The 12,285-nt window shown below is 45.5% G+C and carries 9 protein-coding genes; 5 read left to right on the plus strand and 4 right to left on the minus strand.

Features of this window, described 5'->3' with window-relative positions; genetic code table 11:
* Positions 1-109 precede the first annotated feature (109 nt).
* From AC07M6_RS22505 to AC07M6_RS22525, 5 genes are all read left to right on the plus strand, one after another.
* Positions 110-1,261 (plus strand): Gfo/Idh/MocA family protein, encoded by a 1,152-nt coding sequence (locus tag AC07M6_RS22505; protein ID WP_494893394.1) that lies wholly within the window; start codon positions 110-112, stop codon positions 1,259-1,261.
* A gap of 2 nt (positions 1,262-1,263) precedes the next feature.
* Entirely contained in the window at positions 1,264-2,316 is a 1,053-nt protein-coding gene (locus tag AC07M6_RS22510; RefSeq protein WP_494893396.1) for a sugar phosphate isomerase/epimerase family protein, read from the plus strand.
* Between the two features lie 26 nt (positions 2,317-2,342).
* The gene (locus AC07M6_RS22515) at positions 2,343-2,762 is read left to right on the plus strand and encodes a c-type cytochrome (protein WP_494893397.1); all 420 of its coding nucleotides are present in this window, start codon (positions 2,343-2,345) and stop codon (positions 2,760-2,762) included.
* 40 nt (positions 2,763-2,802) lie between these two features.
* Positions 2,803-4,023, plus strand: a complete 1,221-nt coding sequence (locus tag AC07M6_RS22520) for a nucleoside permease (RefSeq protein ID WP_494893398.1) — start codon at positions 2,803-2,805, stop codon at positions 4,021-4,023.
* Between the two features lie 306 nt (positions 4,024-4,329).
* A complete protein-coding gene (locus AC07M6_RS22525; protein WP_494893400.1) occupies positions 4,330-5,322 on the plus strand; it encodes an alpha/beta hydrolase fold domain-containing protein in 993 nt (330 codons plus the stop codon).
* Between the two features lie 3 nt (positions 5,323-5,325).
* Here AC07M6_RS22525 and AC07M6_RS22530 read toward each other — a convergent pair whose 3' ends face one another.
* From AC07M6_RS22530 to AC07M6_RS22545, 4 genes are all read right to left on the minus strand, one after another.
* Positions 5,326-6,531: a serine hydrolase gene (locus AC07M6_RS22530; RefSeq protein ID WP_494893401.1), complete on the minus strand. Its 1,206-nt coding sequence runs from the start codon at positions 6,529-6,531 to the stop codon at positions 5,326-5,328.
* A gap of 133 nt (positions 6,532-6,664) precedes the next feature.
* Entirely contained in the window at positions 6,665-7,480 is an 816-nt protein-coding gene (locus AC07M6_RS22535; protein ID WP_494893403.1) for a DUF4397 domain-containing protein, read from the minus strand.
* A 26-nt stretch (positions 7,481-7,506) separates the two neighbouring features.
* Complete coding sequence (locus AC07M6_RS22540) at positions 7,507-9,111, minus strand: SusD/RagB family nutrient-binding outer membrane lipoprotein (protein ID WP_494893405.1); 1,605 nt, start codon at positions 9,109-9,111, stop codon at positions 7,507-7,509.
* 10 nt (positions 9,112-9,121) lie between these two features.
* Positions 9,122-12,241 carry a SusC/RagA family TonB-linked outer membrane protein gene (locus AC07M6_RS22545; protein ID WP_494893407.1) on the minus strand — a complete coding sequence of 1,040 codons (3,120 nt, stop codon included), beginning with the start codon at positions 12,239-12,241 and terminating at the stop codon, positions 9,122-9,124.
* Between the last annotated feature and the right edge of the window lie 44 nt (positions 12,242-12,285).

Here is a 12,285-nt window from a genome sequence, read left to right on the forward strand (position 1 = left end):
CTTCTACACAAGGACGGCAAACTGTTTAAGCCTGCCTTTTATATCGTATAAGATTTCTCACTATCGTTCGAAATGACATAGTTTATAAAGAAATAACCAAACAACATTGATGAAACTACGATTAGGTATGATAGGTGGGGGAAGCGGCGCGTTTATTGGCGCTGTACACCGTATTGCCGCCCGTATTGATGATAAATACGAGTTGGTATGCGGAGCCTTTAGCAGTGATGCCGAAAAATCAAAAGCCAGCGGTTTATTATTGGGCATCCCCGAAAGCCGTGCCTATGGCTCGTATACCGAACTGATTGAGAAAGAAAAGCAATTGCCCGAAAGCGAGCGCGTGCAGGTGATCAGCATTGTTACGCCAAACCACGTACACTTTGCGCCCACTAAAATGGCTTTGGAAAATGGTTTCCATGTGGTGTTGGATAAGCCGATGACCTTCTCTTTAGCCGAAGCTTTGGAATTGCAAAAAGTAGTGAAGGCCAGCGGGAAGCTGTTCTGCCTTACACATACCTATACCGGCTATCCCATGGTAAAGGAAGCACGGCAGTTTGTGGCATCGGGCAAATTAGGGAAGATCAGGAAAGCATATGTAGAGTATCCGCAGGGCTGGCTAAGCGAGTTTACCGAAGCTACCGGCAACAAGCAGGCCAGCTGGCGCACCGACCCTAAGCAAAGCGGCATTGCCGGCGCCATGGGCGATATCGGTACACACGCTTTTAATTTATTAGAATATGTAAGCGGCTTGCAGGTAACAAAACTATGCGCCGATATTAATATTGTGGTTGATGGCCGCCAGTTGGATGACGATGGCGCGGTATTATTAAAATTATCCGGCGGCGCCAGTGGTGTGCTGATGGCCACCCAAATTGCAGCCGGCGAAGAGAATAATGTAAAAGTGCGCGTATACGGCGAAAAAGGCGGACTGGAATGGCAGCAAAGCGATGCCAATACCCTGCAGGTAAAATGGCTGGATAAGCCGATGGAAATATGGCGTACCGGCGCGGGGTATTTGAGCACGTACGCGCAGCATAACAGCCGCACGCCGCCGGGGCACCCCGAAGGTTACCTGGAAGCATTTGCCAACCTGTACCGCAACTTTGCCGAGTGTGTGGAAGCCGGTTTGGAGGGTAAGCAACCCAGTGCCGAATCGCAGGATTATCCGGGTATTGAAGCGGGGGTACGGGGCATGGCCTTTATTGAGAATGTGATAGCCTCGGGTAAATCTGAGCAGAAATGGATTGATTTTAAGATATAAAAATGACGACACTGAAAGGACCTGCAATTTTTATAGCGCAATTTATAGGCGATCAGGCGCCGTTTAATAGTTTGGAGTCTATTTGCAAATGGGCAGCCGGCCTGGGATTTAAGGGGGTGCAATTGCCAACCGGCGATCCGCGCTTTATCGATCTGCAAAAAGCCGCCGAAAGCAAGACCTATGCCGATGAGATAAAAGGCGTAGTTAACGCCACCGGTTTGGAGATCACCGAGCTATCTACCCATTTACAGGGGCAGTTGGTAGCCGTAAACCCGGTTTACGATCATCTGTTTGATGGCTTTGCGCCTGAGCAATATCGCAATAACCCTAAAGCCCGGCAGGAGTGGGCCGTGCAGCAGGTAAAGTACGCGGCAAAAGCATCCCAAAACCTGGGGTTGAACGCCAGTGTTACCTTTAGCGGCGCGCTGCTTTGGCCGATGGTTTATCCCTGGCCGCAAAGGCCATCTGGCATTGTTGAAACCTGCTTTACCGAACTGGCCAACCGCTGGAAACCGATACTGGATGTGTATGAAGATCACGGCATCGACCTTTGTTACGAGATCCACGCCGGCGAGGACCTGCACGATGGGATTACGTACGAGATGTTCCTGGATAAGGTGAACCACCATGCACGCGCTTGTTTGCTTTATGATCCATCACATTTTATATTGCAGTGTTTGGATTATCTGGAATATATCGATCTTTATCACGAGCGGATCAGGATGTTCCATGTAAAAGACGCGGAATTTAACCCAACCGGCAGGCAGGGCGTATACGGCGGCTATCAAAACTGGATAGACAGGGCAGGCCGCTTCCGTTCGTTAGGCGATGGGCAGGTTGATTTTAAATCCATCTTCAGCAAAATGGCGCAGTACGATTATAAAGGCTGGGCGGTACTGGAGTGGGAGTGTGCGTTAAAGCACCCCGAAGACGGTGCCCGCGAAGGCGCGCAATTTATTAAGGACCATATTATCCGGGTAACCGATAAAGCATTTGACGATTTTGCATCATCGGGCGCGGATGAAACATTGAACAAAAAAACATTAGGTATCTAACAAAATAAAAACACACGAATAATATAATGAAAAAGTCTTTCCTGATCATCACCTTATGCATGGGCATTGCAGCCTGTGGCTCAAATTCATCAAGCAATAATGGCGGCGATAGCAGCACTACCAAACAGGATGCTGTTGCCCAAAATTCAAGCACCGATACCAACGGCGCGAAAAACGGCACCGAAGCTACAGGCAGCACTTCAAAGGGCGCTACTTTAATAGCATCGGCCGATTGTAATACCTGCCACAAACCCGATATGAAACTGGTTGGCCCATCGTACAAAGACCTGGCCGGCAAATACACCGAGGCCGACTTAGATAAACTGGCCGATAAAGTAATAAAAGGCGGCAGCGGCAGTTGGGGCGAAGTATCTATGACAGCTCATCCCGCTATATCTAAAGAGGATGCCAAAGAGATGGTAAAGTATATGCTTACGCAGAAATAAAACCAACCAACCAATTATAAACCTTTAAACCAATTTTGCTATGGGAAGCACAATTAAGATCAAATTATCCGTCATGATGTTCCTGGAGTTTTTTATCTGGGGCGCGTGGTTTGTTACCATGGGTACCTATTTAGCCAACTCGCTGAAAGCATCGGGTACACAAATAGGCACCGCTTATGCCACGCAATCATTAGGAGCCATAATAGCGCCGTTTATTATCGGTCTTATCGCCGATAAATATTTTTCGGCCCAGCGGATATTAGGCGTTCTGCACCTTCTTGGTGCCGGGTTAATGTGGTATGCAACTACCCTTAGTAGTTTCGATAGCTTTTATCCGATCATTTTGCTTTATATGATTATTTACATGCCGACATTGGCCTTAGTAAATTCAGTATCATTTAAGCAAATGACCAACCCAAGCAAGGAATTTCCGCCCATCCGGTTTTTTGGTACCCTCGGCTGGATTATCGCCGGAACTATTATAGGGAAATTGGCCTGGGAGCATAATAATACGCTGATACTTACTTTTAAAATGGCTGCCGTTGCCTCATTGGTATTGGGTTTGCTGAGCTTTACGTTGCCTGATACCCCTCCGGTTAAGAAAGGTCAAAAAACTACTTTGGGGGAACTGATCGGTTTAGAATCTATTGGACTATTAAAAAACAGATCCTATCTTATTTTTTTCCTGGCTTCGATAGCTATATGTATACCATTGGCGTTTTATTATAATTTCACTAACCCTTTTCTGAATGAAACCGGTATGAAAGAGGCCGCCTTTAAGCAATCATGGGGGCAATGGTCTGAGTTGATCTTCATGGCGGCTATGCCTTTCTTTTTCGTACGTCTCGGTGTCAAAAAAATGCTCGCTATAGGTATGCTTACCTGGGTAGTGCGCTATATACTTTTTGCTTATGGAGACGGTGGCGCAAATTATTGGATGCTGATTGCCGGCATTGTTGTACACGGCGTATGTTACGATTTCTTCTTTGTAACGGGGCAGCTTTATACCGATAAGTTAGCAGGAGAGCGTTTTAAAAGCGCCGCGCAAGGGTTTATTACCTTAGCTACTTACGGCGTAGGTATGCTAATCGGTTCCTATATTTCTGGTCCGTTAGTTGATGCGCATAAAACCGCTGCAGGGCACGATTGGCATTCTATTTGGCTGATCCCGGCCGAGATTGCTGCAGTTGTGCTGGTGGCATTCTTGTTGTTCTTTAAAGATAAACCGGCGGCGGTATCCACTGAGCCTGTGATTGTTTAGTAATACTTTTAAAGACTTACGAAGTTTTTAAAACTTCGTAAGTTCCCAAGCCGTTTCAAGCGTCCACGCTTGAAACCTATCTTCGGGCAAGCGTCCACGCTTGCGAAATAATTAAGCGTGGACGCTTAATCAGGATTGCAGTCAAGCGTGGACGCTTGACCGGGCGGGGTATTGCGAGGTACGAAACAATCATCAGTTAGCAGAGCCGCTCCTGGTGCCGGGGATTGCCACGCTATCGCTCGCAATGACGTATGTTAGGATTGGAATGGCATTTTTATTTTATATAGATTTGTTTAAGATCAAACCATGATGAACCAAGCTATATATCGTATAATCTTTACCTGTGGCCTTTTCTTAGCCTGTGTATACACGGTTTTTGCACAGCAGGGCATTACCAACATCCCGGATACTTCGTTTAATTATAACAGCGCTTTTGCAGGCGTAAAAAAGTCCAATCCTAATGCGGCCATTCCTCAGTTAAACCTGGGCGATAGCGTGAAAGCGGTAAAGGATGTGGTTTATTGCGAGGTAAACGGCCGCCTGTTAAAACTGGATGTGTTTTCGCCAACAAAAATTAAAGGGAAGCTCCCGGCCGTGCTGATGATATTTGGCGGCGGCTGGCGGTCAGGTAACCGCACTATGCACTGGCAAATGGCACAATCTATCGCCGCAAGGGGGTATATCGTGGCTACAGCCGACTATCGCTTGTCGACCGAGGCTTTGTACCCTGCGGCGGTAAATGATCTTAAAACGGCTGTAATGTGGATGCGTGACAAGGGCGGCCGGTACCGTATTGATAAAGATAAAATAGCGGTTTGGGGATTCTCGGCCGGCGGCCAACTGGCGGCACTGATAGGTACCACGCCCAATAGTCCTTTATTTCCGGGGCACCCCATGTATAGGGTTACATCTAACGCGGTACAGGCCATTGTGGATGTGGACGGTACCCTGGCTTTTATTCATCCCGAATCGAGCGAGGGGGATGATAGTAAGAAAACTTCGGCAGGCACCTATTGGTTTGGCTCGGGTAAAACCGTACACCCCGAATTATGGCAGCAGGCAGCACCTTTAAACCATGTAGATAAAAATACGCCGCCCATACTGTTTCTTAATAGTGGTGTCGACCGGATGCATGCCGGCCGTGATGATTTTAATAAAAAGCTGGACTCGCTGGGCATCTATCACCAGGTACATACTTTTGCCGGCGCGCCGCATTCTTTTAACATGTTCGATCCCTGGTTTACACCCACACTGAATTACACGGTTGCGTTTTTGGATAAGGTGCTTAAGAATAAGTAAGTACTATTTATACCTGCTTAGGTTAGGCACTTGTTTTTTAGGGCGTGTCAATTCATACTGATAAAGCACCTGCGCCAGGTTTTTCATGAAGGGAAGGCATACAGTTGCGTATTCATACTTGTTATCGTTATAGATCCCATCCTCGTTTGATTGTACCACGGCCGATAACAAAAACTCCGTTTTGGTTTTAAAATTAACGATGTAGGCATTATCGATATCGTATCCGTATGAATCGCCGATTTTGTTAAAGATCCGGATATCAGGATTGATCACCGCGCTGCTATCGCCGCCATAAAACAAAAACTTACAATAAGCCGGGAAGTACTCCGGGTGTTTATAAGTAGGGTATTTACTCTCGGTGGGGTACATGCTCATATACTTGTATATAAAGCGGTAATCTTCATCAGTCAGGTTAAAGCGCTCGGATTTTGGGAAGGTTTCGGGGAAAAGCAGACGTTTCAACAGCATTTGCTGGTCGGTTAACGGGTATACGTTCTTATCGGTAAAATCAAAGGGCTGCATCACCAGTTTATCGTTCCGGTCAAGGTAGCCTTTGCCCTGCAGCAGGTTCTCTACGTGGATGGGGTAATTATTATTGTCCACCTGCTCGGGCTTGGTGTAGATGAGCTTATCGCCATTATAAAAACGGATAGGGTTGGTATGCCGGGCACGGTCGCCGCCATCGCCTATGGCCAGGCGCCCTACAATGCGGGTATCGTTTAATCCGTATTTTTTCAATTTTTGATTCATTTCCTCGCGGCCAACAAACTCGTACAGGCGGTTGTAAGCATCGTTATCACTCACCAGTAATATCTTCTTCATATAATTGGCCAGGCTTGGCAAGCCGTTCTTAGCCGATGTATCGCGCGTAACTTTGGTTTGGCCGGTGAAACTGCTATCGGTCAGCATGGTCGATTCTTTGGTCAGGCCTTTAATGTTCAGTTCGTGCAGTTTCTCCAGCGCGAAGATCAGCGCGGGTAATTTTACGGTACTTGCAGGATAGAAGTAGCGGTTGGGGTTTAGGCGGTAACTGTGCGATGTAAAATGAGGTATATTCTTTTCATCGCGATCTATTTGAGTATATAGTATCTGCACCTCGTTATGTGTAGGATGTTTCAGTATCCCGCTGAATAATTCCGGGTGGCTTTCCAGTATGTTTTTCAGGAAAACTGTATCAACCTGCTGTGCCGATGCGTTTAGTGAAAGCATAGATATTAATAGTATACAGACGTTTTTCATAGCGTATTGAGTTTAAAGTATAAAAAAAGCCCCCGTGTATTAAACGGGAGCTAATTTACTGCAAATCAATTGTTCACATATCGTTTTGCATTATTTATCATCTTTACCTGATCAGGAAAAACGATATATAAGGGCGTTGTGTAGAAGGGCTTACCTTACCGCTATAACCACTGGCAAATGCGGTAAAACTTCTTCGGCTGTTGGGTACGCTGGTGGTAGTATAAGTAGCCAATAAAGTAGCTGCTGTTTTTGCAGCGCCCGCCGGGCGAATTTTAAAGATCTTATTTGCACCGCTCATTTTAATTGTAAAATCGGCGCTGTTTTGCAAATACGCGATATTACTAACCAGTAATGAATCTGTACTTTGATCGGTAGCGTTAGCCGCAGTTGCACCATAGTACAAATCAATAGCAGGCACGTTTGGCATCAGGTTAATGAAATGGAAACGTGAAACAAGACTATCCGGCTTGGTGAAAACTTCTTCGGTTAGTACAGTTTTGGTAGTAGCAGCCGTATCGGTTATATGTACCACATAGTTTTTAGCTGCCGCTATGTCTATCGTAGTGCTATACAGTATAATAGAATCGGTACCGTTATCAACTTTACGCGGCAAGCCTACAGAAATTTTTATAGTGCCCGGGGTTACCTGTAAAAAATCGGTTGTGCTGCTGCCGCCTGTATTATAGCCACCACCCGGAAAGGGGGTTCTGCCGGTAATCAGGTTGCTTACCCGTTGGTCATTTATTTTTAAGTAAACAGACCGGTTATTAGCATACTGCGATGCGTAGTTAAATTTTAGCAGCGCCTTGGTATCGTCCTGTAATTCAACCGACCCATAATTAATTATGTTCTTTTTGCAGCCTATTACACAAGCAACTGCAAGCAGAATACAAGCGGATATTATTGAGATTTTTTTCATCGTTAATCAAAATTAAATAGTAATCATTAAGGTAGGCTAAACCATAGTTCTTTGGTCATATAGTTGTTATCCAGCCCGCCCCATTTTGCTAATTCGTCTGCATTCCATACATATTCAGAGTTGTAACGCGGCCTTAAGCGATAGGCCAACTTGCCACCGTTTTGATCAGAAAGGGTTAGTGCAGGAGGTAAAACATAGGTTCTGTACACACTTGGGCTGTAATGGTATTTTCTTATATCAGTCCAGGTTTCAAGCGCTCCCCAGCCCCATTGTGCAATATACTTTTGCTGCATAATATCGGCAATGGTTAAATCGGCTCCGCTTTTAGCAGTTTCGGTACTGGCCAGGTAGGCCAGTATTTCGGTTTCGGTTATAGCGTTAATATTAAATAAACCGTACTGGTTAATAAAATCCATGTTGGCACGTATGCCGGCAATATATGAGGTAAAAGCGCCTGATGTATTACCCTTTATAAATAATGCTTCGGCTTTGGCAAACTGTAACTGTCCGTAAGTCATTAGCGCATAGCGGGCCTTATCACTAAATATATAACGGCTGTTATATACCGTTGCTCCGGTAGGTATGTTGCCATAAACTATAGGCACGTTTGTGGTACTGCTGCCCTTTGATGGGGCTATAGCCACATACGTGGTGCCCGGAGCTGTTGCTGATGTTGTACCGACCGGCAAATAGCGGCTTAAACGCGGATCAAGCGAAGTAGTTGGGGCAACAACAGGGGTACCTCTTACCCCGCCGGTAAGCAAACCTAAAATTGTGGTTGTTGGGCGGCCGTAATAAGTAGAGCTTGAAGCAATATAACCAAATTGAGGCCCGAATGGATTGGTATCACTGATACTTGTTGCGGTATAACCCACTGTCGCGTCTTCCGTTTCATTAGCAAACGATAAGTCTACATACTTGGTTACGCTATCGGCATACTTGGTTTTAAAATCGGCTTTGTTAGTTAAGTGGCTGTATTGTAAGGCCAGTAAAGCATAAACAAACTTTTTCCATTTGTCCTTATCTCCCTTATAAATATAGTCGCCGGTTACACCTTTAAGCGTGTTGGAATAGTCTATAGGGCTGGTCATACTTAAGTATTTAATAGACAAGCCTGCCCATTCACGTACTTTAGCATACACATCCGGCTGATCCTGATAGTGAAAAGTTAACTGACTGGTAGTAAAGGCTTCATCCAGGATAATTGGTCCGTGCAGATCGGTACATTGCTGAAAAGCCCAGGCTTTAATAGCATAACCAATACCGGCATACTCATACTTTTGATTGGTTACAGCGTCTTTAATCAGGTTTTCCAGATTAAGGCCAAGGTCGGCATAGGTCATACGCCAAATTACACCGCCTACATCGCTGGCGGCCGGCCAGCCATGTGTTTCCCAAATTAATGCTGCTGCTGCGGATGAAGTGCCGCCCATGTTTTGGTTGATTTTCCATAACACACGGTAATCCTGAGATGTGCCGTTGGTCATTTGGTATTCAATAGGCGGTAATAAAAGTTCGGCTCTTACTACTTGTGGTACAGCCGGATTGGAGTTGATATCCAGGTATTTTTTACAGCCGCTGGTCATGATCAGTGCAATCATCACCATTGATATTTTATATAGTTTTTGCATGATTTTAATTTTATAGTCTAACTCTTAAGCCTAAATTGTAACCGATAGGTTTACCTACGTTTCCATAATCAATGCCATATCCGCCTACACCGCCAATACCGGCGTTGTTACTGTTGCTTTCAGGATCCATGCCCGAATAGTTTGTTAACAACACCGCGTCGGTTATGGTAACAAATATACCGGCACTTTGCAGGAAGCCTAAGCGGCTTACAAAGCTTTTAGGCAAATTATAGGTCAGTGTAATATCGCGTAACCTTAAGGTTTTAATGTTATGCTCAACAAACTGTTCTGGCGATACGTTGGTAGTATAATAAGTTGATGCATAATAAGGGGTAACCGCAATGGTGTTACGTGTTGGATTGGCTGTGTTCTCTAAACCGTCTTTTAATACACCGGTTATTACCCGTGGTGTTTCACGGTCAAGGGTTTGCATGCTTGCACCCCTGGTGTACGCTTCGTATTCGGTACCGTTAAACACATCGCCACCATAACGTAAGTCCCAAAGGAAGTTAAGGTTAAAGGATTTATAGGTGAAATTATTCACCAGGCCTAAAGTAAACTTAGGTGTCCTGTCGCCAATTGGATAGTACCGGGTATCTGTAGAAGTTGGCAGGCCGCTTGAAGGGCTGATCAGGATATCGCCGGCATTATTCCGGTCGAAACGGGTACCGCTGATGGCGGTAGTACTGTAACCGGGATGTACCGCGCTCCGGATACCACCAAGTATCCAGGTATCAGAGTCATAAAGCTCTGGTAAACCATCGCCGACTGTAAGCACTGTACCTTTGTTTTGGGTATAGTTAACAGTAACATTCCAGGTAAGTTTTGTTGTTTTAACCGGTGTGCCGGTAAGTTGTATCTCAACACCCTTGTTTACCACGGTGCCACCGTTAATCAGTTCCAGTACAAAGCCGCCGCCGTAGCTTAAGCGGGGGTTAATGATCTGGTGTTCGCTGCGCAGGTTATAGTAGTTAAAATCAATACCTAAACGGTTGTTTAAAAACTGCATTTCAATACCTGTTTCAAAATTCTTTGATTTTTCAGGCCTTAAAGTAGGGTTACCTGCAAAGTACGATAAGGCATAACCACCGCCTGATGAATTAGCACCGGCATAGTTTGTCCCTAATGAATACTCGCGCCATGGCTCTTTACCGGTTAATGCGTATGATGCGCGCAGCTTACCATAACCTAAAAATGGTATCGCTTTTTTTACAGCATCCAGTTCGGTAAAGTTAAACGCGGTACTTACCGATGGATAAGCAAAATAAGGATTAGCTTCGCCTACCGTGCCTGTTGCGGCGTTAAGGCTCGGCATTAGTTTTGAAGAACCGTCTACACGGCCGGTTAAGGTAACAAACAGTAATGATTTATAGCCTAACACAGCCTGGGCAAACGCGCCTACGTTACGATAGCGGTTTACATAATGTAAAGCACGCTGGGTAGTTGGCAGGGTATTGTTTATACTGTAAAAGTTAGGATCGTACATGTGATCGCCTTGTTGCGAGTCTGTAGTCGAATTAAAATCGTTAAATGTACCGCCTATAATAAAAGTATTATCAAACATACCGATCCTTGATTTGGCCACGGCGGTTAATGATCCGTTATAGATTACATCCGACCGGTTATAGGTGATGATACGGCCACCTGTAGGCGCCGACGCCGAACCCGAACCTTTGTACGATTGGCCGTTATAAACCTGCATACCGGTTTGGCTGGTAACGTCTGTACCTACAATAGCATTAACTTTAAGCCATTTAGTAGGGCTTAGCTCAAAGTTGGTGTTGCCCAATACGCGGTTAACTTTATCATTCTGGGTGTTTTTATATACGTCCCAGAACGGGTTATCCCATTCACCGTAAATAGTGCCGGTATGCAAAAGGCGGTTACCGTTTACATCCTGGTACTTGGTAACATCCCACGATGGGTTAAATCTGAACAGTTCCATTACCGGGCCATTGGTGCCTTTGTTAACTTTATCGTTTGATGATTTGATATAGTTAAAGCTTGTAGTAACCTTTAATAATGGAGAAATAACCGCCGAACCGGTTAAACGGCTTGAAATACGTGTGTATCTTGAAGTTGGGATAGCTCCCTGGTTATCAGCGTACTCGTTAGACCAGCGGTAGGTGAACTTCTCTGTTCCGCCGTCAAATGATAGATTATGGTTTTGTGCGAATGCGGTACGGAAGAAACTATGGATGTTATCATAAATTTTTGTACCGGGTACAAAGGCAGGCCCTTCAAATATGGTCGACCCCGGATCATATACCCCGCCCGAGCCCTGGTTGTAAACCTGTTGCATTTTCGGGAATTTGTTAACACGTTGTACTTTAAAAGAGTTGTTGTAGCTAACGTTGCCCTTGCCCGCTTTACCCTTTTTGGTAGTGATCAGGATGGCGCCGCCGGCTCCGGCGCTACCATATAAGGCAGTAGCTTCGGGGCCTTTCATAATGGTATAGGTTTCAATATCGGCTGGGTTAATATCCAGTGCCCGGTTTGAGTAATCCTGGTCCCTGTTAGCCGCACCGCTCACCAGCTCGCGGGTTTGGTTAAGAACGGTATTATTAATAGGCACACCGTCTACTACTATCAAGGCATTGTTATCACCACTGATAGAGGTAAAACCCCTTAATACAATTTGCGCAGATGCGCCCGGGTTACCACTGGTACTGTTAACCGAAAGACCGGGTACACGTCCCTGTAATCCGCCAAAAAAATCATCACGTTGGGTTTGCGATACGTCATCGCCTTTAACTGTAGGGGTTGAGTAACCCAAACTGGCCTTATCCCTTGGTATGTTAAAGGCTGTTACCACAACTTCGCCCAGTTTACTGGCGTCGGCTGCCATTTTTACAGAAATATCTGCCCTGGTACCCACGGTTATCTCCTGTGGGATGGTTCCAATGTAGCTAAAAATCAATACCTGGCCTGTGCGTGCATTAATCCGGTAAGCACCATCGGTGCCCGTAGCAACGCCTGCCGAGCCACCTTTGACCCTAACGGACACGCCCGGTAATGGTAAGCCATCCTCGGCCGAGGTTACTTTTCCTGTAACAACTTGTACCTGTGCAAAGGTTTGAACAGTCAAGCAGCATAGTCCCAGGAAAAAAAAGAGTAAACTTTTTTTCATACGTGAATTGTTTGGTTAATTTATTTTTGTTGTTTGTTTTGCGA

It is taken from the genome of Mucilaginibacter sp. GW821-FHT07H05 (assembly GCF_059418485.1).